This is a genomic window from Olsenella absiana (assembly GCF_036408855.1).
Lineage (GTDB): Bacteria > Actinomycetota > Coriobacteriia > Coriobacteriales > Atopobiaceae > Olsenella_K > Olsenella_K absiana.
Genome location: NZ_JAZGJQ010000002.1, coordinates 218,490 through 242,926, shown reverse-complemented (window position 1 = coordinate 242,926; position 24,437 = coordinate 218,490). Strand labels below are relative to the sequence as shown.

22 protein-coding genes and 1 tRNA gene are annotated in these 24,437 nt (G+C 68.6%); 15 read left to right on the top strand and 8 right to left on the bottom strand.

Going from position 1 to position 24,437, the window contains the following annotated elements:
- Nucleotides 1–189 precede the first annotated feature (189 nt).
- The gene (gene rpmE / locus VXJ25_RS02985; RefSeq protein ID WP_330957733.1) at nucleotides 190–633 is read left to right on the top strand and encodes a 50S ribosomal protein L31; all 444 of its coding nucleotides are present in this window, start codon (nucleotides 190–192) and stop codon (nucleotides 631–633) included.
- A gap of 151 nt (nucleotides 634–784) precedes the next feature.
- Here rpmE and VXJ25_RS02980 read toward each other — a convergent pair whose 3' ends face one another.
- Both VXJ25_RS02980 and VXJ25_RS02975 read right to left on the bottom strand, forming a co-directional pair.
- Nucleotides 785–2,800 (bottom strand): RecQ family ATP-dependent DNA helicase, encoded by a 2,016-nt coding sequence (locus VXJ25_RS02980; RefSeq protein ID WP_330957731.1) that lies wholly within the window; start codon nucleotides 2,798–2,800, stop codon nucleotides 785–787.
- Nucleotides 2,801–2,812: 12 nt separating this feature from the next.
- Nucleotides 2,813–3,280, bottom strand: coding sequence for an ATPase P (locus VXJ25_RS02975; protein ID WP_330957730.1), 468 nt, complete (start codon nucleotides 3,278–3,280; stop codon nucleotides 2,813–2,815).
- Nucleotides 3,281–3,445: 165 nt separating this feature from the next.
- Between VXJ25_RS02975 and VXJ25_RS02970 the strand changes: the two genes are divergently transcribed.
- The 11 genes from VXJ25_RS02970 to VXJ25_RS02920 all read left to right on the top strand — a co-directional run bounded on the left by VXJ25_RS02970 (nucleotide 3,446) and on the right by VXJ25_RS02920 (nucleotide 16,033).
- On the top strand, nucleotides 3,446–4,267 hold the full coding sequence (locus VXJ25_RS02970; RefSeq protein WP_330957729.1) for an AzlC family ABC transporter permease: 822 nt from the start codon (nucleotides 3,446–3,448) through the stop codon (nucleotides 4,265–4,267).
- Nucleotides 4,264–4,593, top strand: coding sequence for a branched-chain amino acid transporter permease (locus VXJ25_RS02965; protein ID WP_330957728.1), 330 nt, complete (start codon nucleotides 4,264–4,266; stop codon nucleotides 4,591–4,593). Before VXJ25_RS02970 ends, VXJ25_RS02965 begins: the two co-directional genes overlap by 4 nt.
- A 344-nt stretch (nucleotides 4,594–4,937) precedes the next feature.
- Nucleotides 4,938–5,939 (top strand): LacI family DNA-binding transcriptional regulator, encoded by a 1,002-nt coding sequence (locus tag VXJ25_RS02960; RefSeq protein ID WP_330957727.1) that lies wholly within the window; start codon nucleotides 4,938–4,940, stop codon nucleotides 5,937–5,939.
- A gap of 434 nt (nucleotides 5,940–6,373) precedes the next feature.
- Entirely contained in the window at nucleotides 6,374–7,588 is a 1,215-nt protein-coding gene (locus VXJ25_RS02955) for a sugar ABC transporter substrate-binding protein (RefSeq protein WP_330957726.1), read from the top strand.
- 78 nt (nucleotides 7,589–7,666) lie between these two features.
- Nucleotides 7,667–8,614, top strand: coding sequence for an ABC transporter permease (locus VXJ25_RS02950; RefSeq protein ID WP_330957725.1), 948 nt, complete (start codon nucleotides 7,667–7,669; stop codon nucleotides 8,612–8,614).
- Between the two features lie 18 nt (nucleotides 8,615–8,632).
- Nucleotides 8,633–10,135, top strand: coding sequence for a sugar ABC transporter ATP-binding protein (locus VXJ25_RS02945; RefSeq protein WP_330957724.1), 1,503 nt, complete (start codon nucleotides 8,633–8,635; stop codon nucleotides 10,133–10,135).
- A gap of 9 nt (nucleotides 10,136–10,144) precedes the next feature.
- A complete protein-coding gene (locus VXJ25_RS02940) occupies nucleotides 10,145–11,110 on the top strand; it encodes an ABC transporter permease (RefSeq protein ID WP_330957723.1) in 966 nt (321 codons plus the stop codon).
- 43 nt (nucleotides 11,111–11,153) lie between these two features.
- Nucleotides 11,154–12,650 (top strand): L-arabinose isomerase, encoded by a 1,497-nt coding sequence (gene araA, locus VXJ25_RS02935; protein ID WP_330957722.1) that lies wholly within the window; start codon nucleotides 11,154–11,156, stop codon nucleotides 12,648–12,650.
- Nucleotides 12,651–12,738: 88 nt separating this feature from the next.
- Nucleotides 12,739–14,355, top strand: a complete 1,617-nt coding sequence (locus VXJ25_RS02930) for a xylulokinase (RefSeq protein WP_330957721.1) — start codon at nucleotides 12,739–12,741, stop codon at nucleotides 14,353–14,355.
- Nucleotides 14,355–15,422: an aldose epimerase family protein gene (locus tag VXJ25_RS02925; protein ID WP_330957720.1), complete on the top strand. Its 1,068-nt coding sequence runs from the start codon at nucleotides 14,355–14,357 to the stop codon at nucleotides 15,420–15,422. The genes VXJ25_RS02930 and VXJ25_RS02925 overlap by 1 nt, the downstream gene beginning before the upstream one ends.
- Nucleotides 15,423–15,577: 155 nt before the next feature.
- Nucleotides 15,578–16,033 carry a hypothetical protein gene (locus tag VXJ25_RS02920; protein ID WP_330957719.1) on the top strand — a complete coding sequence of 152 codons (456 nt, stop codon included), beginning with the start codon at nucleotides 15,578–15,580 and terminating at the stop codon, nucleotides 16,031–16,033.
- Between the two features lie 133 nt (nucleotides 16,034–16,166).
- Here the strand turns inward: VXJ25_RS02920 and VXJ25_RS02915 are convergent, their stop codons facing one another.
- Together VXJ25_RS02915 and glmU are read right to left on the bottom strand one after the other, a co-directional pair.
- Nucleotides 16,167–17,162: a ribose-phosphate diphosphokinase gene (locus VXJ25_RS02915; protein WP_330957718.1), complete on the bottom strand. Its 996-nt coding sequence runs from the start codon at nucleotides 17,160–17,162 to the stop codon at nucleotides 16,167–16,169.
- Nucleotides 17,163–18,554 carry a bifunctional UDP-N-acetylglucosamine diphosphorylase/glucosamine-1-phosphate N-acetyltransferase GlmU gene (gene glmU, locus VXJ25_RS02910; protein ID WP_330957717.1) on the bottom strand — a complete coding sequence of 464 codons (1,392 nt, stop codon included), beginning with the start codon at nucleotides 18,552–18,554 and terminating at the stop codon, nucleotides 17,163–17,165. It lies immediately after the preceding gene.
- A 298-nt stretch (nucleotides 18,555–18,852) separates the two neighbouring features.
- On the opposite strand from glmU, the gene VXJ25_RS02905 reads away from it, so the two are divergent.
- Nucleotides 18,853–19,098 (top strand): glutaredoxin domain-containing protein, encoded by a 246-nt coding sequence (locus tag VXJ25_RS02905; RefSeq protein WP_330957716.1) that lies wholly within the window; start codon nucleotides 18,853–18,855, stop codon nucleotides 19,096–19,098.
- Between the two features lie 129 nt (nucleotides 19,099–19,227).
- Nucleotides 19,228–19,302 (top strand) — tRNA-Gln (locus tag VXJ25_RS02900).
- Nucleotides 19,303–19,392: 90 nt separating this feature from the next.
- Here VXJ25_RS02900 and VXJ25_RS02895 read toward each other — a convergent pair.
- The 4 genes from VXJ25_RS02895 to VXJ25_RS02880 form a co-directional block, all read right to left on the bottom strand.
- The gene (locus VXJ25_RS02895) at nucleotides 19,393–20,307 is read right to left on the bottom strand and encodes a peptidoglycan-binding domain-containing protein (RefSeq protein WP_330957715.1); all 915 of its coding nucleotides are present in this window, start codon (nucleotides 20,305–20,307) and stop codon (nucleotides 19,393–19,395) included.
- A gap of 56 nt (nucleotides 20,308–20,363) precedes the next feature.
- Entirely contained in the window at nucleotides 20,364–21,416 is a 1,053-nt protein-coding gene (locus VXJ25_RS02890; protein WP_330957714.1) for a polyprenyl synthetase family protein, read from the bottom strand.
- A 1-nt stretch (nucleotide 21,417) separates the two neighbouring features.
- A complete protein-coding gene (gene galE, locus VXJ25_RS02885) occupies nucleotides 21,418–22,473 on the bottom strand; it encodes a UDP-glucose 4-epimerase GalE (protein WP_330957713.1) in 1,056 nt (351 codons plus the stop codon).
- A 163-nt stretch (nucleotides 22,474–22,636) separates the two neighbouring features.
- Nucleotides 22,637–22,891 (bottom strand): hypothetical protein, encoded by a 255-nt coding sequence (locus tag VXJ25_RS02880; RefSeq protein WP_330957712.1) that lies wholly within the window; start codon nucleotides 22,889–22,891, stop codon nucleotides 22,637–22,639.
- Between the two features lie 280 nt (nucleotides 22,892–23,171).
- On the opposite strand from VXJ25_RS02880, the gene VXJ25_RS02875 reads away from it, so the two are divergent.
- Entirely contained in the window at nucleotides 23,172–24,413 is a 1,242-nt protein-coding gene (locus VXJ25_RS02875) for a U32 family peptidase (RefSeq protein WP_330957711.1), read from the top strand.
- Nucleotides 24,414–24,437: the final 24 nt, after the last annotated feature.

Below are 24,437 nucleotides of genomic sequence, written 5' to 3'. Positions count from 1 at the left end.
GGGCGCCGGCGCCCGGGTCCGGTCGCGCCGCCGCGCGCGTATGTAGGCTGTGTGGACGAGCGGCACCCGGGAGCAGTGCGCTATACTTGTACAGCTTGTTCGCTTTGTCCGGCGAGGCCACATCGCCGGGGCGGCAGGCGTTCCAGCCCCTCGCCTGGTCGGAAACCAGGCCTTTCGAAGGAGTCCAGCATGAAGAACGGCATCCATCCCGACTACGTGATGTGCACGGTGCGCTGCACCTGCGGCAACACGTGGGTTACCCGCTCCACCAAGTCCGAGATGACGATCGACCTCTGCGACAAGTGCCACCCGTTCTACACCGGCCAGCAGAAGCTCATCGACACCGGTGGTCGCGTCCAGCGCTTCTCCGACAAGTTCGGTGGCGCCGCCGCCAACCAGCTCAAGAAGGCCCAGGAGGCCAAGGCCGCCAAGGCCGCGAAGGCCGCCGAGGCCGAGGCCGCGAGGAAGGCTGCCAAGGAGGCCAAGGCCGCTGCCAAGGCCAAGCGCGCCGCCGAGTTCGCCAAGAAGGCCGAGGCTGAGGCTGCGAAGGCCGCCAAGGCTGCCGAGGCCGCCGAGGAGGCTCCCGCTGCCGAGGAGGCTCCCGCCGAGGAGGCCGCTCCTGCCGCCGAGTAGCGCCAGGTAGAGCGTATCGAGCTCGATCAGGGAGGGCGTCCGTCGCTTTGCGGCGGGCGCCCTCTTGCCTATGTGCGGGCGCCGGCCCTTCTCGGCCCTGGTGGCCGGCCGCGCTCCGCCGAGCGCAGCGCGCCTGGCAGGCCCCTGGCCCCTAGCCCTTCTCGGCCTCGAAGGCAGCGATCGCGGACAGCAGCGCGTCGCCGAAGCTCGAGGCCTTCTTCTCGCCGATGCCCTGAATCTCGAGGAGCTCGTCGGTCGAGTGCGGGCGCCTGCGGCAGAGGTCGCGCAAGGTCTTGTCGGAGCAGACCATGTAGGGCGCCCAGCCGCGCTCGCACGCGAGGTCCATCCTCAGGGTCCGCAGGCGCTCGAAGAGGTCGGCGTCGTCGCCGGGGCGCTCCGCCCGGGTGCCGCGACTTCCGCCCTCGGAGCGCAGCAGGTCCGTGGCGCGGCGCCTGAGCAGCGCGGCTCTCCGCTCGCGCCGCTTGAGGGAGAACGAGAAGCCCGCGGGGTCGTCGAGCGCCTCTGCAGCGCGGGGCCCGAGCGAGAGCACCGGGAAGCGCCCCTGGCCCTGCTCGAGGTAGCCGCGGCCGACGAGCTGGCCGATCACGTCCTTGATCCGGCCCACGGGGACGTCGGCGAGCGCCCCGTAGTCGGCGGCCTCGTCGAGGCGCCACTGGCGGACGCGCTCGGACGCGCTCCCGTGCAGCGCGTCGGCGACGAGCGACTTGCCGAAGCGCCCGCCGGTCTCGGAGACGAACCTCAGGGCGGAGAGGGCCGGGCCGCTCACGTCCTCCACCGCGAACTCGGTGAGGCAGTTGGAGCACCTGCCGCAGCCCCCGCCGCCGAAGGCGCCGGCGCCTCCGGCCCCGCGGCCGGCACCCGCCGCATCGTCGCCGAAGTAGTGCAGGATGTAGGCGCGCAGGCAGCCGGTTGTCTCGCAGTAGCCCTGCATCTGGTCGAGCAGGCGGTAGCGGTTGCGGACGCCGAACTCGCGCTGGTCGGGCGCGAGGCGCTCGTCTGCGGGCGTGCGGTCTATCAGGAACCTGCGCAAGCGGAAGTCGTTCCCGCTCCAAAGGAGCAGGCAGGTGGCGGCGTCGCCGTCGCGGCCCGCGCGGCCCGCCTCCTGGTAGTAGGCCTCGATGCTCTCCGGCGCGTTGTTGTGGACCACGTAGCGGACGTTGGGCTTGTCGATCCCCATGCCGAAGGCGTTGGTCGCGACCATCACGTCGATGCGGTCCTCGACGAAGGCGTCGCGGTTGCGCCTGCGCTCCTCGAGCGGCATGCCGGCGTGGTAGCGGCCCACCACGGGGACGTGGCCCGCGCCCGCGCCGCCCGCGTCCGCCGCGAGCCCCTCGCCGAGGAAGGCCGCGAGCTCGTCGGTGGCCTTGCGCGTGGCGCAGTACACGATGCCGCTCTCGCCGGCGTGCTCGCGCACGAAGGAGAGAATCCTCTCGCCCTTGCGCGCGTCCGGCACCTCCTCGACGCCGAAGTAGAGGTTGGGCCGGTCGAAGCCCGTGACCACGACCTCGGGGGAGCGGAGGCGCAGCATCTCCTCGATGTCGTCCCGGACGCGCCCGGTCGCGGTCGCCGTGAACGCGGCCATGACCGGGCGGTGGGGGAGCTTGGCCACGAAGTCCGCGATGCCGAGGTAGGAGGGGCGGAAGTCCTGTCCCCACTGGCTCACGCAGTGCGCCTCGTCGACGGCGACGAGGGGGATGCCCACGCCGCCGGGCGAGGCCGCCGCCCGCGCGAACTCGAGGAAGCGCTCGTCCTCGAGCCTCTCGGGCGCCACGTACATGATCTGGTACCAACCCTCCGCGGCGCGCCGCAGGACCGTGCGCTGCTGGCCGGGCGTGAGCGTGGAGTTGAGGTAGCTCGGGCGCGCGCCCGCCGCCTTGAGCGCGCGGACCTGGTCGCCCATGAGCGAGACGAGCGGGCTCACGACCAGGGTGAGGCCCCCCATCACGAAGGCGGGCACCTGGTAGCAGACCGACTTGCCGGCGCCCGTCGGCATCACGCCGAGCGCGTCCCTGCCGGAGAGGATCGCGGAGACGAGCGGCGCCTGCCCCGGGCGGAACGAGTCGTAGCCGAAGTACGAGCGCAGCGCCTGAAGCGCCTCTGCCGGTACCGCGGCGCCCGCGTCCTTCTCCGCCTGCGTGTCCCCCATGGACATCTCCGCCTAGGCCCTGAGCGTCGCGCGGATGCGGTCGGTGTTGAGCAGGAGCGCGAGCGCCTCCTCGGAGCTGCGCGCCAGGATGTCCACGTGCGAGATGAGCGCGGGGCAGATGCCCTCGCCGTCGAGCACGCCGATGGAGAAGTCCGCGGCGTCGCACATCTCGATGTCGTTCAGGCCGTTGCCCACGCTGGCGGTGACGCCCCGCAGTCCCTCGACGATCGCGCGCTTCTCGCCAGAGGCGGCGCCGCTCGTGAACGTCCTGACCTCGACGCCGAGCTCCGCGCAGGCGCGCCGCGCGGTCCCGTAGGTGTCCGCCGTGAGCACGAGGACGTTGCACGCCTGCGCGAGCTGGCGGATCAGCAGGCCGACCTCGGGCGAGATGCGCCCGTCGTAGGCGATGGTGCCGTTGTAGTCGAGGACGACGTTGGAGACCTGGATGGTGGGCCTGCCGGGTATCGCCAGCGTGATCATGGTGCCTCCCTCGCGCGGGCCCCGGCGTGCCGGCGCGCGGGCGGGCCCGCGCGCGGCCCTCGGGCCGGCGCCCCTGTGGTACAGTCGTGAGATCGATTTGGGGCCAGGCCACGGCGGCCGGCCCAGTCTGCTCAGTATATACGCGGAGGTGCAGGAGGGTCTCGGATGGTCGGGGCGGCGTCAGAGGCGGGCGAGGCGGAGGACGCCGCGTGGCGACGGGCGGACGCGCGCCCCTGGCTCCGTGCCCTCGCCGCCGCCTTCCCGCTGACCGTGCCCATCCTCGCGGGCTTCGCCTTCCTGGGCTTCTCGTACGGCGTCTACGTGCGTGCGCTGGGCTTCCCGCCCGTCTACCCCCTCGCCATGGCCACGGTGATCTTCGGCGGGTCGCTCGAGTTCCTGGTGGCTGGGATGCTGGGCGGTGCGTTCGCCCCGCTCACGACCTTCGTGGTCGCCCTCGCGGTGCAGGCGCGCCACCTCTTCTACGGCATCGCCATGCTCGACAGGTACCGCGACACCGGCTGGATGCGCCCCTTCCTGATCTTCGGCATGTGCGACGAGACCTTCTCCGTGCTGTGCTCCGCCGAGCCGCCCGCAGGCGTCGACCGGCGCTGGTTCATGTTCTGGGTGACGTTGCTCGACTACCTCTACTGGGCGCTCTCCGCCCTGGCCGGTGGCGTCGTCGGCGGGCTGCTCCCCTTCGACACCGAGGGCATCTCCTTCGTGATGACGGCGCTGTTCGTGGTCATCCTCCTGGAACGCCTCCTGAGCGAGGGGGACGTCGTGCCGGCGCTCGTCGGGGCGGCCGCGTCCGTCGCGTGCCTCGCCGCCTTCGGCCCGGACGGCTTCATGCTGCCGGCGCTCGCCGCCTCCTCGGTGGTGCTCGTAGCGCTCAGGGGCAGGCTCGGCTCGGGGGCCGAGAAGGACGGCGCGCCCGCAGGGCCCTCGGACGGCGGCGTGCCCGCCGCGGGGGAGTGTGACGGGCGATGACGGTGGCGGAGCAGGTCGCGACCATCCTCCTCGCCGCTGCGGCCACCATGGTCACGCGCTTCCTGCCCTTCGTGGCCTTCGGCGGCAGGCGCGAGACGCCCGCCATCGTGACCTACCTCGGCCGCGTGCTGCCGGGTGCGATCTTCGCGATCCTGGTCGCCTACTGCCTGCGCGACGTCGACCTCGCGGCGGCACCGCACGGGGCGCCGGAGCTCATTGCGATCGCGGTGGTCGTGGCGCTGCACCTGTGGCGCCGGAACATGCTGCTCTCCATCGCCGGGGGCACCGTCACCTACATGCTCCTGGTGCAACTGGCCTTCTCCTAGGGAGTCTGCCCGATCTATCCCACGTCATCCCGCTCTCGACATGTAGCCCCGGGAATCCACTCCCTTCCCGCTGTATATGCTATCCCGACCACGTCGCGATACTCGGCTACGAGGCGCTCGACCGTGGCCCGAAGTCTGCTTTGAGAAGAGTAAATATCGATAAAACATGCGTTAGGCCCCTGTAGGGCGTATGCGGCACAAATCGAGTCGCAAAGAGGCCGCACAACGCCGCACAACGCCGGAGAGTATCCGCTCGACCGAATGGCTCCTGCATCCCCCGGATGGCAAACGTTTAATATGTCTGTTTGAACAATTATACGAGGAGCGCTTGGAGGGGTCCGACCATGCGGAACGTCGGCGTCAGGGAAATCAGCAGGAAGACGGGGTTCTCGCCCGCCACGGTCTCCAACGCGCTCTCCAACAAGCGAAACGTCAGCAGGGAGACCTCGGAGAAGATCCTGGCGGTAGCCAAGGAGCTGGGCTACGCCCGCCGGGGCAAGGTCGCAAGGGTCGTGTTCGTGCTCGCGCGCAAGACCGGCGAGGTGCTCGACGAGGGCACCTTCCACCCCGGCGTCATGGAGGGCGTGGAGAAGGCCGCGAGCGCCGTGGGGCTGCCCATGAGCTTCGTCACCCTCGACCTCACGAGCCCCAACGCCGCGTCCCAGGCCTCCGACATCGCGCGCGACATCACCAGCGCCGTGGTCCTCCTCGGCACCGAGATGCGCGGGGACGACTACTCGCTGTTTGCCGAGACCGAGGCCCCGCTGGTGGTCGTGGACGGCTGGAGCGACCACCTCTTCTTCGACTGCGTGGTGACCGCCAACGAGAGCTCGGCCTTCCGGGCGACGAGCTACCTGGTGGAGCACGGCCACAAGGACATCGGCTACATCGCCGGCGCCTACCGGATCAAGAACTTCCCGCTGCGCGAGCGCGGCTACCGCAGGGCCCTGCGCGAGGCGGGGCTGGCCGCCAACCCGGCGTTCCGCGTCGAGGTGGGCACGACCGTCTCGACCGCCTACGAGGCGATGCGCTCCTGGTTGGAGACCAAGCCGCTGCTGCCCACCGCCTTCTTCGCCGAGAACGACACGATGGCGCTCGGCGCCATGCGCGCCATGGTGGAGGCCGGGGTCTCGATACCCGACGACGTCTCCTTCGTCGGCTTCGACGACCTGCCGTTCGCGACCGTCGCCACGCCGCCGCTGACGACCATGCGCATCCCCAACCACGAGATGGGCTCGATCGCCGTCGACCTGCTGATGGAGCAGCTGAACGCCCCGCGCTACTACCAGAAGACCATCCACCTCTCGACCATGATGATCGAGCGCGACAGCGTGAGGAGCATCTAGGCCACCGTCCGCCCCCGGAGGCGGGCGCGCGTCGCGGAAGGGCCCGGCCTTGCGTCCCGAGCGGCGCGGGGCCGGGCCCTTTACCGTGCGTGGACATTATCGTTTCGTGAACATTACGGACAATGTTTACGAGAGGTCGTTGCCAAACGCAGCGAATCCGACCACTCGCCGCGCAAACAGGAACGCTCACGTTAGAACATGGTTTTATCGGCTATAGCCCCTGTATAACAAGTCTTGAACAGCACATGGAAATGCGGTAAACGCAAGAGACGCAAAATAAGCTCAAAAGACCAGTTAAATAGTGAGATAAAAAATCAAGGTGTAAATCTTTGAGAGTGTTGTTTTGCGCCAAAGCAGTAAACAATAAGAGCAATGTTTACTAAACTGTGATTTCCATGAGCGCGGCAGCAAGGAAAGTTACGAAAGGGGCAGAGATGGCTCGGAGGTCTTTCTCGAGGAGGAACTTCCTCAAGTACACCGGCATGATGGGCGCGCTCGCGGGCGGCGCCGCGCTGACCGGCTGCGGCGGGAGCGGCAGCTCGAACGGCGGCGGCAGCTCGAACGGTGACAACATCAAGATCGGCGTCTCCATCTGGAGCTCGACCGACGCGCTCGGCAAGCTCTCCGTCGACATCATCAAGAAGGCCGCCGACATCCTCGGCGTCGAGATCTCCACGGTCGACCAGGGCCACGTCTCCGAGCAGGTGACCGCCTCCATCGAGACGCTGTGCGCCGCCGGCTGCCAGGGCATCATCGTCTGCAACTCCGCGGACTCCGAGATGACCTCCGCCATCAACACCTGCAACGACAACCAGGTCTACCTCGCCCAGTTCTACCGCATGATCTCCAAGGACGCCTCCCCCGACGTCTACGCCCTCGCCGAGAGCTCTCAGTACTACGTCGGCGCCGTCCACGAGAACGAGGTCGACAACGGCAAGCAGCTCATCTCGCTGCTCACCGCGGACAACGACAAGGCCTACGAGGGCATCCAGAAGGGCGCCCGCAACATCAAGCTCGAGGGTTGGACCGTCGGCGACGCCACCTTCCAGCAGCGCTGGGAGGGCTACAAGAAGGGCGTCGAGGAGTGGAACTCCGCGCACCCCGGCGACACCGTCACCCTGTCCGACCCCGTCTACGCCAACACCTCGTCCTCCGAGGGCGCCAACGTCACGCAGCAGTTCTACAACACCGACCCGAGCATGGACGCCCTCATCGTCGCCGGCGGCGGCGGCGACCCGCTGGTGGGCTCCGTGGGCCAGCTCGCCAACATGGGCCTCACCGGCAAGATCCGCGTCGCCTCGACCGACTTCCTCGACGACCTCGAGGACCAGCTGAAGAGCGGCGGCATGTACTGTGAGTCCGGCGGCCACTTCTGCGACCCGCTCTACGCCTTCATGATGGTCTACAACGCCATCAAGGGCACCGACGGCTACGTGCCGCAGGCCGGTAGCTTCGGCAAGGAGATCAAGTTCCCGTACGTCTTCGTCTCCTCCGTCGACGAGTACAAGGACTACGAGAAGTACTTCGTGGACGAGGCGCCCTACACCGACGACGAGATCAAGGAGCTCGCCTCCAAGAGCTTCGACGACCTCAACGCCGCGGCGACCGCGCTCTCCATCGAGGACGTCAAGAAGCGCCACCAGTCCTAAGCCCTGCTCCCGCCGGGGGACCAAGGTGTCCCCCGGCCTTTTTCTTTGCGCCGGGTTGCAAGTCGGAAAGGAATGGCAATGGGCACACTTGCAAAGCTCAAGCAAAACTCATGGTACGGTGTTGGCCTCCTGCTGGTCATCACCGTACTGTGCTGGGTAGTGTTCAAGATCCTCTGCCCGGGCACCTTCGGTGCGCCGGACCAGATGCTCACCTACGTCCAGACCGCCATCATCTACGCGGTGGGCGGCTGCGGTCTCTACTTCATCGTCGTCATGGGCCTCTGGGACTTCTCGGTGGGCTCCATCCTCGTGCTGTCCTGCCTGCTCTCCATCGGGTTCAGCCAGATGTTCGGGTACGTGGGCCTCATCGTAGCGCCCATCCTGTGCGGCATCGTTCTCGGGGCGGCGAACGGCCTCGCCTACATCAAGCTGCGCATCCCGTCGCTGATCGTCACCGTCGGCCTCTCGCTCATCTACGAGAGCCTCGCGGTCTTCGCCTCCGACTGGGCGGGCACGAGGCTGAGCGACTCCTACAAGCTCTTCGGCTCCTACCCCTGGAACCTCATCGTCGCCCTCGCGGCCTTCCTGCTCTGCTGGTTCATCCTCAGGTACACCAAGCTCGGCACCTACGTCAACGCCATCGGCGCCAACGAGGCCACGGCCAAGAACATGGGCGTCGACGTCGACAAGTACAAGTTCCTCGCCTTCGTCCTGTGCTCCATGTTCGTCGGCATCATGTCGGTGCTCTACATCGGCTACGGCACCGCCCAGACGCCGATGACCGGCATGCTCTCCCAGTCGCTGAACTTCAAGCCCCTGATGGGCACCTTCTTCGGGCTGGCGTTCAAGAAGTACGGCCGCCCCGTGATCTCCATCGTGATCGGCGAGTTCATCATCTCGATGATGTTCGCGGGCTTCGTCGCCCTCGGCATGCCCGTCACGATCAACAACGTGATCACCGGCGCGACGCTGCTGATCATCATCTGCATCACCACCAAGCGCGTCAAGGGCGCCGTCGTCAAGTAAGGGAGGGGAGACGAGACTATGGACACCAAGCCACTGCTTCACGCTGACAAGATCGACAAGAGCTTCGGCCCGACGCACGCCGTCAAGGAGGTCTCCCTCGACTTCTATCCCGGCGAGATCCACGCACTGATCGGCGAGAACGGCTCCGGAAAGTCGACGTTCACCAACATGCTGACGGGCATCATCCCCATCGGCTCGGGCACCTTCACCCTCGAGGGCGAGCAGGTCGCCCCCAGGAACCAGGTCGACGCCAACCACCACGGCATCGCCATCGTCGTGCAGGAGACCGGCACGCTCTCCGGCCTGACCGTCGCCGAGAACATGTTCCTGGGTGACGAGGACCAGTTCATGCACCACGGCGTAAAGGACACCGCCGCCATGAACAGGCGCGCCCAGGAGCTGCTCGACTCCTACGGGCTCGGCTCCATCAAGGCGACCACGGTCATCGACCACTACGGCTTCGAGGAGCGCAAGCTCGTCGAGATCGTGCGCTCCACCTACTTCGACCCCAAGGTCCTCGTGGTCGACGAGACCACGACGGCCCTCTCCCAGAGCGGCCGCGACAAGCTCTTCGAGGTCATGCGCCACGTCCGCGAGCTCGGCCACTGCGTGATCTTCATCTCGCACGACATGAGCGAGGTCCTGGACATGTCCGACCGCATCTCGATCCTGCGCGACGGCGACTACATCACCACCGTAGAGAAGAAAGACGTCGACGAGGAGCAGCTCAAGACCCTGATGGTCGGCCGCAAGATGGACGACCACTACTACCGCACCGACTACCCCGACTACCAGAGCCTCCCCGAGGGCGAGGTGGCCATCAAGGCCGAGCACCTCAAGGTCCCCGGCCAGCTCGACGACGTCTCGATCTGCGTCCATAAGGGCGAGATCGTCGGCATCGGCGGCCTGTCCGAGTGCGGCATGCACGAGGTGGGCAAGGCCCTGTTCGGCGCCTCGTACGACCGCGAGGGCACGGTGACGCTCTCCGACGGCACCGAGGTCAACGACATCAACACCGCCATCAACCACTCGATCGCCTACACGTCCAAGGACAGGGACAACGAGAGCCTGCTCATCAACGACACGATCGAGGACAACATCACCCTGCCCTCCATGCGCGACATGGGCCGCTTCCTCTCCGACAAGAGGCTGCACGCCTTCGCCGAGAAGTTCGCCGAGGCCATGAGCGTCAAGATGGTCGGCGTCGACCAGTACGTCTCGGCCCTCTCGGGCGGCAACAAGCAGAAGGTCGTGCTTGCGCGCTGGCTCGGCAAGGGCTCCGAGATCTTGATTCTCGACTCGCCCACCCGCGGCATCGACATCAAGGTCAAGGCGTCGATCTACTCCCTGCTAGAGAAGATGCGCTCTGAGGGCAAGGCGGTCCTGATCATCTCCGAGGAGATCATGGAGCTGATCGGCATGTGCGATCGCATCTACGTCATGAAGGACGGCAAGGTGAACGGCGAGCTGACCCGCAGGCCCGACCTCACCGAGCAGGACCTCATCGCGAAGATGGTCTAGGAGGTATAGATGTCTACTAACAACGAGGCGGTCGCCGAGGCCCCCAAGAAGAAGTTCTCCTCGGCTGCGCTCAAGAACTACCTGCCGTTCATCGGCTTCGTGGTGATCCTGCTGTTCTTCGCCGTGGCCACCAACGGCGCGATCCTCACGGCCAAGAACATCACCCTGATCCTCTCGGGCGGCTACATGCTCATGATCGCCGCCTGCGGCGTCTGGATGATCATGACCATGGGGTGCCTGGACTTCTCGCAGGGCTCCATGCTCGGCGTCTCCTGCGCCGTGGTCTGCGCGCTCTCCAAGGTCAACCCGGTCCTGGCCGTGGTCGGTGGCATCGCGACGGGCGCCGCGATCGGTGCGGTCAACGCGTACTTCCACGTCAACCGCCAGATCCAGTCGTTCATCGTGACGATGTGCATCATGTTCCTGCTCCGCGGCGTCTGCGCCTTCATCACCACGGAGAGCCCGGTCAACGCCGCCAACTACGTCGTGCAGCTCAACAGCATGCCGCTGCTCATGGGCATCACGGTCGCCGTCCTCGTCGTCACCTACGTCGTCACCCGCTTCACCTCCCTCGGCCACAACCTCAAGGCCATCGGCGCCAACGAGCGCGCCGCCCGCTTCGCCGGCATCAAGGTCCAGCGCACCAAGACGCTGGTCTACGTCGCGGCCGGCTGCATCACGGGCCTCGCGGCCTTCGTCAACGCCATCAAGGTCGGCTCGGTCACCTCGACCGCGGGCAACATGTTCGAGACCCAGCTGCTCATCGCCATGGTCCTCGGCGGCATGCCGATCAACGGCGGCGCCCGCGCCAGGTTCTCCAACGTCGTCGTCGGCGTCCTGTCCTACCTGGTCCTGCAGAAGGGCCTCGTGATGATGGGCTTCACCACCGAGATTCAGCAGCTCATCCTCGGCGTCGTCTTCATCCTCATGGTCACGGTCTTCTCCGAGCGCTCCGCGAACCAGGTCATCAAGTAGCCGTAATCCACCGAGGCCTCGCCTCTTGACAGAAGGGTCAGCAATGCTAGAGATCAGGAAGTACCAGTTCTGGTTCTGCCCCTGCACGCAGGACCTGTACGGCGACGAGGTGCTCAAGCACGTCGACGAGCACTCCGCCGAGGTCGTCCGGGCGCTGAACGCAAGCCCGGAGGTCCCCTTCGAGGTCGTCCTCAAGCCCAACCTCCTCACGAGCGACGTGATCGAGCAGACCTTCAAGGCCGCCAACGCCGACGACGACTGCGCCGGCATCATCACCTGGGCCCACACCTTCTCGCCCTCCAAGAACTACATCCATGGCCTCAAGGCCCTGCAGAAGCCCCTGTGCCAGTTCGCGACGCAGTACAACCGCGAGATCCCCTACGACACGATCGACATGGACTTCATGAACGAGAACCAGGCCGCGCACGGCGAGCGCGAGCTGGGGCACATCTTCGCCCGCATGCGCTGGGCGCATAAGGTGGTCTTCGGGCACTGGCAGGACGCCTCCGTGCGGGCCGAGCTCGGCGCCTGGCAGCGCGTCGCGGTCGGCTACGTCGAGAGCAAGAACATCCGCGTCGCCCGCTTCGCCGACACCATGCGCAACGTGGCCGTCACCGACGGCGACAAGATCGAGGCGGAGGAGAAGTTCGGCTGGACCGTCGACGCCTGGCCCGTGAACGACCTCACTCCCTACGTGGACGCCGTCACGCCCGCCGAGGCGAGCGCGCTCGCCGACGAGTACTACGACACCTACGAGGTCATCCTCGACGGCCGCGACCCCAAGGAGTTCCGCGCCCACGTCGAGGTCCAGGCCGCCCAGGAGATCGGCATCGAGCGCTTCCTCGAGGAGCACGGCTACAACGCCTTCTCCGACCACTTCGGCGACCTCGGGGCCCTGCGCGAGCTGCCGAGCCTTTCCATCCAGAGGCTCATGCAGAAGGGCTACGGCTTCGGCCCCGAGGGCGACTGGAAGACCCCTGCCATGGTGCGCCTGATGAAGGTCATGACCTCCGGCATGGCCGACGCCAAGGGCAGCTGCTTCATGGAGGACTACACCTACAACCTGGTCGCCGGCAAGGAGGGCATCCTCGAGTCCCACATGACCGAGGTCGACCCGACCATCGCCGAGGGCCGCATCGCGATCCGCGAGACGCCGCTCTCCATGGGCGACCGCGAGGACCCCGCCCGCCTCATCTTCACGGGCAAGACCGGCCCTGCCATCGCCAGCTCCCTCATCGACCTGGGCAACCGCTTCCGCCTGATCGTCCAGGAGGTCGACTGCAAGAAGGTCGAGAAGCCCATGCCGATGCTGCCGACCGGCACCCTCTTCTGGACCCCGCGCCCCAACCTCAAGGTGGGCACCGAGGCCTGGATCTACGCGGGCGGCGCGCACCACACGGCCGTGAGCTTCGACCTCACCGCGCAGCAGATGGCCGACTGGGCCGAGCTCATGGGCATCGAGTGCGTCGTGATCGACTCCGACACCACCATCCGCGGCTTCAAGCGCGACCTCATGCTCGGCGAGGTCTGCTTCCGCTAGCGGCCGCACCACAGCAAGCAACGTGGCACCACAGGGCCGCGCCGCCCACCCCCATGGCGGCGCGGCCCCCGTCTTCTAGGAGGAACGCATGGAGAAGGAAGTTGGCGCAGCGACGATCCGCGACGGCGAGGCCGTCCTCGGCATAGAGTACGGCTCCACGAGGATCAAGGCGGTCCTCATCGACCGCGCGCACCGCGTGCTCGCGATCGGCACGCACGACTGGGAGAACTCCCTCGAGAACGGCTACTGGACCTACCCGCAGTCAGAGCTCGACGCCGGCATCGCCGCGGCGTACGCCTCGCTCAAGGAGGACTGCCGCGCGCGCTACGGCGTCGCGCCCAGGAGGCTCGCCGCGCTGGGCGTCTCCGCCATGATGCATGGCTACCTCGCCTTCGACGCGGACGGGCGCCTGCTCGTCCCCTTCCGCACCTGGCGCAACACCACCACGGGACGCGCGGCGCGCGCCCTCTCCGAGGCCTTCTCGTTCCACGTGCCCGAGCGCTGGAGCGTTTCCCACGTCTACCAGGCCATCCTCGACCACGAGGAGCACGTGCCGAACATCGCGCACCTGACGACGCTCGCCGGCTACGCGCACTACCGCCTGACGGGCGAGTGGGCGCTCTCGGTGGGCGACGCCTCCGGCATGTTCCCGATCGACTCGGCGAGGCTCGCCTACGACGAGCGCATGCTCGAGACCTTCGCCGGCCTCGCGGAGAGGGAGGGCGTCGCCTGGAGCCTCCCCGACCTGCTGCCGCGGGTGCTTCCCGCCGGCGAGGTCGCGGGCCGGCTCACCGAGGAGGGCGCGCGCTTCCTCGACCCCACCGGCGAGCTCGAGGCCGGCTGCCCCGTCTGCCCGCCCGAGGGCGACGCCGGCACCGGTATGATCGCCACCAACTCCGTCGCCCCGCGCACGGGCAACGTCTCCGCGGGCACCTCGGTCTTCTCCATGGTCGTGCTCGAGCGGCCGCTCGCGGACGCCACGCGCCCGGAGGTCGACCTCGTGACCACGCCGGCCGGCGACCCCGTCGCGATGGTCCACTGCAACAACTGCACCTCCGACCTGAACGACCTCATCTCCGTCCTCAGGGAGTACGGCAGGCTCATGGGCGCCTCCGACGACGACGTCTACCGCAGGCTCTTCGAGCTCGCCCTCGAAGGCGACGCGGACGCGGGCGGCCTCGTCTCCGTGCCCTTCGTATCGGGCGAGACGGTCATGGGCGTCGACACCGGCGTGCCCCTGCAGCTGAGGGCCCCCGGAACCCACCCCACCCTGGCGAACCTCATGCGCAGTGCGCTCATGTCCTGCTTTGCGGCGCTGGCCTGCGGCAACGAGGCGCTGGCCGAGGAGGGCGTGGGAATCGACAGGCTCTACGCCCACGGCGGCGTCTTCAAGACGCCCGTCGTGGCCCAGAGGCTCCTCGCGGCGGCGCTGCGCGCGCCCGTCACGGTCATGGACACCGCGAGCGAGGGCGGCGCGTGGGGGCAGGCGGTGGCCGCGGCCTTCATGCTGCGCGAGGACAGGGGCGAGGACCTCGCCCGCTACCTCGACCGCGAGGTCTTCGGCCAGGTGGGCTCCTCCACGATCGCGCCCGACGAGGCCGACGTCGCCGGCTTCGCCACCTACCTCGACCGCTTCCGCCGCGCCATGGCGGCGGAGCTCGCCGCCGAGGGAGGCCTCGGTACCGCCTCCGGGGTCGAGGCGTGATGGGCGGCCGGCAGCTCGAGGCGGGCACCTGCGCGCCCTTCGGCAGGACTCCCGACGGCCGCGAGGCACGCGTGTGGACGATCGGCGCCGAGGGCGGGCTCATGGCCCGCGTGAGCGACCTCGGCGCCTGCCTCACCTCCCTTCTCGTCCCACGCGACGGCTCCTATCTCGACGTGGTCCTGGGGTACGACGACGCGGCTGGCTACGCCACAGACGACGCGCACCTCGGCGCCGTGATCGGACGTGTCGCCAACAGGATCGGTGGTGCCACCCTGGAGCTCGGCGGCAGGGTCTATCACCTCGCCGCCAACGAGGGGGCGAACAGCAACCACAGCGGTCCGGACCTCTGGCGCCACAGGCTGTGGAGGCTCGTCTCCGCGGGTCCTGCGAGCGTCACCCTCGAGCTCGACTCGCCCGACGGCGACCAGGGCTTCCCGGGCGCCGTCAGGGCGCGGGTCACCTACGAGGTCGTGCGGGGGGCGCTGAGGATCTCCTACCTCGCCGAGGCCGACGCGACCACGGCGATCAACCTCACGAACCACAGCTACTTCAACCTCAACGGGCAGGGCTCGGGGAGCGTGCTCGCCCACCGCGTGCAGGTCCTCGCAGACCGCTACACCGAGGTCGACGCGGGCAACGTCCCCACAGGGCGCCTGCTCGACGTCGCCGGCACCCCGCTCGACCTGCGCGAGCCGCACCGACTCGACGAGGCGGCGGCCCTCTTCGCACGCGAGCACGGGGGCTTCGACCACAACTTCGAGACGCGCGGCTTCCGCCCCGCCGAGGGGCGTGTAGGCGAGGTCAGGAGGGTCGCGAGCGCGTGGGGCGACAGAAGCGGCCTGCGCATGGACGTCCTGTGCGACCTTCCCGGGCTGCAGCTCTACACGGCCAACTACCTCGACGGCGAGCGCGGGAAGGGCGGGGTCGCCCTGCGCCCGCACGACGCCGTGTGCTTCGAGACGCAGTTCTTCCCCGACGCCCCCAACCACCCCGCGTTCGCGCAGGACGTATTCGGGCCGGGGCACCCCTTCGTCTCCTGCACCGAGTACCGCTTCGACGGGGCGTAGGGGTCCGCGCGGGCCGCACCGGGTACGGTCCGTCTGCTGGTATGCTGGGTGCATCACCTCCCGGAGGGGGGCGCGACGGCCCCCTCACGGGTCCGTGGCACGGGCGCGGGGCGCCTGTGGTCCCGGCGCCCACGCGGCCCCGGGCCTCGACGCTCATGCTGACGCGCTGCGCGTGGGACCCGACGTTCGAAGCAGCATCGTACCAGGCGACCTGGTACAGGAACGTCCCCGACTTCGCTTACGGGGAGACCGACACCTCCGTGTTCGCATGCTGGGTCGAGGGGCCCGGGGTACAGCAAACGAAGGTGCCCTGGCTTGCCGACCTGTTCTGGCGGATCTCCCGTCACCGCAACTACGGGGGGATGCCCTGGCTCGCCCTGCTCGGGTCGCCCGCCGCGCTCAACTGGATCCTCCTGGGCTGCCTCGCCTTCTCGGTGGCCGACAAGAACCCGCTGGGCGCTACGGTCTCCCTGTCGCTCCTCGCCGTCGTCGGGACCCTGCTGCTCGGCCCCACTACGCTCGTGAGGTACTACGCCTTCCTGGTCTTCTGCCTGCCGTTCGTGCTCTTCCTGGCACTGCGCGGCCGTGCGTGCCTCGAGGCGGCCGCGTGACGGCGGCCCCTGCGTGATTGTCGTCCGCGCGAGAACGAGGCCGCCCCTCCCCCGGTGAGAGGGAAGGGGCGGCCGATGGCGTTCTGGAGGGCTGGGGGCTGCGGAGGCGTGTTCGTGCCGCCTCGGCCGACGCCTACATCTCCGAGTTCCCGCCGTAGATCTCTGAGACGGACTTGTTGAGGTAGACGTGCGCAATCGCCTCCGCGAGCTCGTTGGCGACCGAGATCTGGCGAATCTTGGAGCCTGGCGTGTTGGCGATGCCGCAGGGGATGGCGTCGGTCACGACGCACTCCTTGATGGGGGCGGCCTCCAGGCGCTCGATCGCCTGGCCGGAGAAGATGCCGTGCGTGGCGCTGATGTAGATGTCGCCCGCGCCCATCTCCTTGAGCTTGGTGATGGAGCCGCACAGCGTGCCCGCCGTGTCGATCATGTCGTCGTTCACGATGCAGGTCTTGCCCTTGATGTCGCCGATGATGCCCATGACCTCAGCCGCGTTGTGCTTGGGTCGGCTCTTGTGTGCGATGGCGACCTCGCAGCCCAGGTAGTCGGAGAGCTTCTTGGCGACCTTGGCACGGCCCATGTCAGGGGAGACCACGACGGTGTTGCTCCAGTCGAAGTCCTTGGTCTTGAAGTAGTCGCCGAAGAGGTAGAGGGCCGTGAGGTGCGTCAGCGGGATGTCGAAGAAGCCCTGGATCTGGTTGGAGTGCAGGTCGAGCGAGATCACGCGGTCGACGCCGGCGGCCTCGAGGAGGTTGGCGACGAGACGCGCGGTGATCGGCTCGCGACCGGCGGCCTTGCGGTCCTGGCGGGCGTAGCCGTAGTGGGGGATGACGGCGGTGAAGCTCGCGGCGGAGGCGCGCGTCGCGGCGTCGGCGACGATCAACAGCTCCATGAGGAGGTCGTTGACGTTCTTGCCCGCGAGCGTCTGTACGAAGAAGACCTCGTCGCCGCGAACGGACTCCTCGAAGCGGGCGTAGATCTCGCCGTTGGCGAACTTCTCCAGCTTGAGGCCGGAGAGCGGCAGGTGCAGGATCTCGGCGATCTTCGTGGCGAGGGCGGGGTTGCCCGATCCGCTGTAGAGCTTGATCTCCTTGTGGACGACGATCGGATCGCTCAGACTCTCGTACATCTAATCCTCTTCCTCGAGCTTCTTGAAGTACTCGGTTGCCCAGCCTTCGCTTATGTACTGGCGCGAACGCTCGAGTGCGAGCGCGCCTGCGGGCACGTCCTTGGTGATGCAGGAGCTCGCTCCGATGAGCGCGCCCTCCCCGATGGTGACCGGTGCGACCATCATGGTGTCGGACCCGATGAAGACGTGGTCGCCGATCTCCGTACGGCTCTTGTGCTTGCCGTCGTAGTTGCAGGTGATGGAGCCGCCGCCGACGTTGACGCCCTTGCCGAGCGTGGCGTCGCCGATGTAGCTCAGGTGCGGGACCTTGGAGCCCTCGCCGACGGTGGAGCCCTTGATCTCCACGTGGGTGCCCGCCTTGGAGCCCCTCATGAAGTGTGCGCCTCCGCGCAGGTAGGCGCGCGGGCCGCAGTGTACGTCGTCGTCGACCGTGGAGGAGACCACGATCGTCTCGTCGAGAAGGACGTTGTCGCCCACGGTGGCGTCCACGAGGCGGCTGTCGGGGCCCACGGTGCACTCGGCACCCACCGTCGTGTGGCCGAGGAGGTAGCAGCCTGGCCAGATGACGGTGTCCTGGCCGATGGTGACGTCGGGCCCGATCCAGACGGAGTCGGGGTCGACCATGGTGACGCCGGCCTCCATGTGCGCCTCGTTGATGCGGTGCTGCATGACCTTGGTGGCCTGGGCGAGCTGGACGCGTGAGTTGACGCCGAGCAGCTCGGAGTAGTCGTCACAGTGGACGGCCGCGACCGCGAGGCCCGTGCGGCGCAGGATCTCGACCATGTCGGTGAGGTAGTACTCGCCCTGCACGTTGTCGTTGCCGATCTCGCCGATGTGGCGCCTGAGCTCGCGTGCGTCGAAGGCGTAGACGCCGGAGTTGCACTCCCTCAGGCGCCCGCGCTGCTCCTCCGTGCAGTCCTTGTGCTCGATGATGGCCCTGACCTGGCCATCATCGTCGAAGTCTACGCGGCCGTAGCCCGTGGGGTCGGGCGGCTCCATGGTGAGCACGCAGGCGGCTTCGCCACCGTTCTCGACGCGGTCCACGAGCGCGCGCACGGTCTCGCCGCGCAGCAGCGGCGAGTCGCCGTAGAGGACCACGACGGTCCCCTCGCTCACGTCCGTGGCCTCGAGGGCCGTCTTCAGGGCATGACCCGTCCCCAGGCGCCTGGTCTGCTCCACGCTCTCGACGCCGTCGAGGGTGCCGAGGTAGGCGCGTACCTCGTCGGCGCCGCTGCCGACGACGACGATCGTGCGGTCCGCACCGGCGTCCTGGGCGGAGCGGACCGCCCAGCCGACGAGCGGCCGGTCGAGGAGCTTGTGCATTACCTTGGGATGACGGGACTTCATGCGCGTTCCCTCGCCGGCGGCGAGGACTATCGCGGTTATGGGCATTGCTTACCCTCCCAGAGAAAAGCTAATGGGCGTCCCTTGGCTGCGAAAAGACGCAGACGCCGTAATTCTAGCGCACCGACCAGTGGGAGACAGCTGCTGTACGATAGGCGGCAGCCGTTCCCATGGGTGCTACACGAGCCGCACACGCGGCTCCCGTACGGCGCGCATGCGGTGGCCCCCCAGGCGTGCGGGGCGCCCTGCGGGGGAGTATCGTGTGGGCGTGCGCGGGCGCCCGAGGGCGCCTGGCGTCGGGAAGGCGAGGGTGCCGGACGCCCGTCCGGCCGACGAGGGAGGTCCCATGATCAAGGTATTCGTGACGATGCAGTGCCCGGACTGCCGTGCCGCCGTCCGCGAGCTGGACGAGAGGAACGTCGACTACGCCCTGGTCGGCGTCGAGGAGCTCCGCCACCTAAAGGAGTTCATGAACCTGCGCGACGCGCACCCCGACGCCTTCGCCCCCGTGCTCGGCAAGGGCATCGGCGTCCCGTGCTTCGTGCGCGACGACGGCCTGGTTACCCTTGACCTTGCGGAGGTCCTCGCCTAGGGGCCAGCGCCCTAGGGACGCCCCAGGGGAGGGGTGCTCGTCTCGGCCGCCGGCGCCTTCGCCGGGGTCCGGGGCGTTTCTGCTACACTGGTCTGGCTTGCTGGCTGGTTGCCAACGCAGCGAGTGCATTGGGGTATCGTCCAGCGGTTAGGACACGGGTTTTTGGTGCCTGCAACCTAGGTTCGAGTCCTAGTACCCCAGCCAGCGCATACGAGGGGCGGGATCTGGCCCCTGGGATGGGGCCCGCCTACGAGGAGCATGTCCTTGTCGGCGGGCCTCTTCATGCCCTTGGAGCTAGGCTTCGAACGCGGCGCAGATGGCGTCGAGCAGCATGACCGCGAAGGTCTGGGCGTCGCTGATGGTGAAGGTGCCGTTGTAGGTCGCGGCGTCGAGCGGCAGCTGGACGCGCACGACGGGCACGGCCTCGTCGGAGCTCTCGATGGCGGTGCGCAGTCGCATGGGCAGGGTGTCGATGTCGTCCATGATGACGTTGGGGACGGAGGAGTCCTGCGGCAGCGGGCCGGATGCGATAACGAGCACGCCCTGGTCGCCCGGGCGATGGGCGTGGGGAGACTCGACGATGTCCAGGCCGCTCCTGTCGTTGGTCGCGGAGGCGAGGTTCACGATCCGGCCGGCCACGTTGCGCGAGATGGGGTCCTCGGCGGTGATGGAGAGCTTGACGCTCTCGAGCACGCTGGCGGCTCGGGCGAAGCCCATGGCGCCCAGGGGGTGCGGGCCGCTCGCGGGCTTGCCGGCCCAGACGTGGTGGAGGCGCTCGATGGCGTCGAAGGTGTCCGGGAAGGCCATGCCGTCGGCGAGCGCGCCGATGTTCTCCTGAAACTGCTTGACGGCCGCCTCGGTGTGGACGCCGTAGTAGCCGTCGACCTCGCCGGCCGAGAAGCCCAGGATGTTGAGGCACTGCTGCAGCTGGCGCACATCGGCGCCATGGAAGTTGGGGAGGCGCAGGTAGAGGGTGCGGTCCCCCATGTGGTAGCCCTCGTCGACGAGGCAGGACCAGGTGGCGGAGTCCACCTCCTGCCCCAGCGAGAGGTCGTGATCGAGCCTGAAGCGCGCGACCGCCGTGGCGGTCGACTTGCCGAAGCTCTTCTCCTCGAGCTCGTCCTCGGAGATCTGGTACCCGAGGGCGGCGAGGCGCTCCTGCACGTCCTCGACGGCCGCCCCCTGGGCGCCTATGGTGATCGGTTCCATCTTCGTTCCTTCTGAGTAGGCGTGGCGCGCCGGCGCTCCTGACCCCGTGGCCGGGGCTAGGAGCTGCGCTCCACGAAGAAGTCTGCCATTGAGAGGAGCGTCGCCTTGGCGGCGGCGTCGACGGGGGCCTTCTCGAGGCCGGATTTGGCCTCGGAGACGAGCCGGAGGGCGTAGTCGCGCGCGTAGTCGACGGCGCCGGACCCCTCCATGAGCTCCACCGCACGTCCGAGGCGCGCCGGGTCGGTGGCGTGGGAGGAGAGCAGGTCCACGAGCTCGGCGCGACCGTCCGCGTCGAGGCTGGCGAGGGCCCGGACCACGACGAGGGTGCGCTTGCCCTCCGTGACGTCGCTGCGGAAGTCCTTGCCTTGCGCGGCCTGGTCCCCCACGAGGTTGAGGAGGTCGTCGGCGACCTGGAAGGCGAGGCCGGCCGCCTCGCCGAAGGTGCGCAGGGCGCCGACCTGCTCCCCGGTGCCGCCGCCGGCGATGGCACCCATCGCGAGCGGCGAGGCCGCGGAGTAGTGGGCGGTCTTGCGGCTCGCCATGTCCAGGTAGTCCTCTACGGTGACGTCCCAGCGGCCGTCGCGAGCCCAGCCGAGGTCGAGCGCCTGGCCCTGGAGGGTGACCCGCTCCATGGAGACGAGCTCGCGAAGCAGGGCGAGCCTGGTCGCGTCATCGTAGCCGGGGGCGTCCAGCAGGCTGGAGAAGGCCGAGACGAGCGCGGCGTCGCCGACGTTCAGCGCGATGCCTACGCCCTCGCTCACGTGCACGCAGGGCTGCCCGCGGCGCATCTCGCCCTCGTCGGCGATGTCGTCGTGGATGAGGGCGCAGGTCTGGAAGAGCTCCACGGCCGCGGCCACCGGCAGCGCCCGCTCGCAGGGGGCGCCGACCGCCTCGGCCCCGAGGAGCGCCAGCGCGGGCCGCGTGCGCTTGCCGCCCGAGAAGACGAAGCGCGCGTACGGCCGGCGCAGGTAGGTCACGACGTCGCGGGGCACCTCCGGCTCCTCGGCCGCCCCCGGCCCGAGCTCGGGCACGCACGCGAGGATGGCCTGGTCGATCTGGTCGCGATGGCGCTTGAGGTAGGCCGCGAAGGGGGAGTCCTTCTCCGCCATGCTATCCCTCGTACCCGTCGGGGTTCTTGGACTGCCAGTTCCAGGAGTCGCGGCACATGTCGTCGATGGTGTACTTGGCCTCCCAGCCCATCTCGCGCTTTGCCTTGGAGCAGTCGGCGTAGTTGGCGTCCACGTCGCCCGGGCGGCGCGGGTCGATCTGGTAGGGGAGGTCCTTGCCGCAGGCCTTGCCGAAGGCCTTCACGATCTCGAGCACGCTGGTGCCGCGTCCGGTGCCCAGGTTGAAGATCTCGACGCCGGTGCGGCCGTTCATCCAGTTGAGCGCCGCGGCGTGGCCGGTCGCGAGGTCGCACACGTGGATGTAGTCGCGCACGCCGGTGCCGTCGGGCGTGTCGTAGTCGTTGCCAAAGACGTGCACGCACTCGCGCTTGCCGATGGCGACCTGCGCCACGTAGGGCAGCAGGTTGTTGGGGATGCCCTTGGGGTCCTCGCCCATGAGGCCCGAGGGGTGCGCGCCGATGGGGTTGAAGTAGCGAAGGAGGACGACGTTCCACTCGGGGTCGGCCGTGTGGAGGTCGGTGAGGATCTGCTCGATCATCCACTTGGTCCAGCCGTAGGGGTTGGTCGCCGGCTTCTTGGGGCTCTCCTCGGTGAGCGGGAGCTTGTCCGGGTCGCCGTAGACGGTGGCCGAGCTGGAGAAGATGATGTCCTTGCAGCCGTGGTCGCGCATCACGTCCACGAGGGTGAGCGTGTTGCCGAGGTTGTTGGAGTAGTACTCGATCGGCTTGCTCACGGACTCGCCGACGGCCTTGAAGCCGGCGAAGTGGATGACGCGGTCGATGCGGTGCTCCTCGAAGACGCGCTCGAGGGCGGCGCGGTCGTTCACGTCGGCCTGCACGAAGGCGAGGTTGCGTGCGGCCTCGGGGCCTACGATGGTCTCGATGCGGCCGACCACCTTGGGGCTCGCGTTGGAGAGGTCGTCGACGATGACGACGTTGTAGCCGTCCTGCAGCAGCTCGACCACGGTGTGGCTGCCGATGAAGCCGGCGCCGCCGGTGACGAGCACGCAGGTGTCCTGGGGATTCCTCTGTTCGCTCATGCTACCTCCGGAGTGACAGGTGCAGACGGGGTGCGAAGGCGAGGCGGAGCGGCGCGCGGGCGCGTGCCCGGGCCAGCTTCCTGCCAACGTGAGTAGAGTATAAGTCGCACACCATTCGCCGACGGCGGCAAGCGAAACGGCCACGATTATCCCAGGGGCGCCCCTACGTCCTCTCGAGCGGGTCGGGCGCGTAGCCGCCGCCGAGGGTGAAGTGGCGCGCGGCGTGGAGGTAGTTGATCTCGCGCAGCTCCAGCCTGCCGTCGATGTAGGGGGCGTACATCGCCTCCACGCTGCCGACGCCCATGCTGCAGCCGCTGCAGTTCTCGCAGCTCGAGTCGTCGCACCACGAGAGGGCCTTGTTGACGATGCGGATGCGCTCCTCGCGCGTCGTGTCCTTGATCAGCACGCTCCTGCCCATGGCTCCCGCCTCCCCGGGGTGTCGGGGCCAGGGCTACGGTTGGGGCGGCGCTCCCGGGGCCCGGCCTTTCGGCCGGCCCCGGAGGCGCAACCCCTGGGCCCCTGTGACTCCCCCCTCCAACCGTTATACCCGACGGCCGACCGACCGGGCGCCACGCGGCCGAGAAAATGAAACGACACAAGTGGCATATACGCGAGGGGGGGAGGACGGACGGAGCGGCGGGGCGGCGCATGCTACGATGCCGTATCGGACGCCGGGTCGGCGTCCGGGAGGGGGTCGCATGGGGACGATGAGGCTGCTCGCCCCGGCCGGAGGGCCGGAGCAGCTCGACATGGCCATCCACTTCGGGGCGGACGAGGTCTACCTCGCCGGCAGGGAGTGGGGGATGCGCTCCCGGAGCGACAACTTCGACCGCCCCCAGCTCGCCCGCGCGGTCGAGCGGGCGCATGCGGCGGGCGTCGCCGTCCACCTCGCGGTCAACACGCTCATGCTCGACTCCGACATCGAGCGCCTGCCCGACTACCTCCGCTTCGCCGACTCGATCGGCGTGGACGCGGCGATCGTTGCGGACCTGGGGGCCATCGCGCTCGTGCGGGAGTGCGCGCCCCACGTCGAGGTCCACGTGAGCACGCAGGCCTCCGTGATGAACGCCCGCGCCGCGGAGGAGTATGCGCGCCTCGGCGCCCGGCGCGTCGTGCTCGCGCGCGAGCTCGCCTTGGAGGAGGTCGCGGGCGTCAGGCGCAGACTCGACGCGGACGGCTTCTCGGACCTCGAGCTCGAGGTCTTCGCCCACGGCTCCATGTGCATGGCCGTCTCGGGCCGCTGCCTCCTCTCGAGCGAGATGGCGGGCCGCTCGCGGGGCGCCAGCTTCGGCGCGTGCGCCCAGCCGTGCCGCTGGGGCTACCAGCTCGTCGAGGAGCGCCACCCCGAGGAGCGCAGGATGCCGGTCGAGGACGACGGCAGGTGGAGCTACGTCCTGTCGAGCAACGACCTCGAGATGCTGGACCACCTGGACGACCTCGAGCGCGCCGGGGTCAGCGCCATCAAGCTCGAGGGTCGCGCGAAGGGCGCCTACTACACGGCGACGGTGACCAACGCCTACCGGCACGTGCTCGACGGCGAGCCCGCCTCCCGCTGGATGGGCGAGCTCGACGCGACGAGCCACCGGCCCTTCTCGACGGGGTTCTTCTACGGCGATCCCACCCAGAACCCGGGTGACGTCGACTACCTGCGCGAGAAGGTCATGGTGGCCACGGTCGTCTCGTGCGCGCCCGCCGCGCCGGGCCCGGAGGGGCGGGCGCGCTTTGCGGTCGAGGTCGTCTGCCGCAACAAGGCGCGGGCGGGCGACGAGCTCGAGGCGGTCTGCGCGGGCGAGCCCGTGCGTACGCTGCGCCTCGAGGGGCTCGAGCACCACGACGCGCTCGCCGGCTGGGAGCGGGCGGGCGAGCTCTCGCGGGCGATGGAGTGCTACCGGCTCCTCTCGCCCTTCCCCCTGCGGCCCCTGGACGTGCTGCGCAGGTAGCCCGGCGCCGCGACGGGCGGCGAC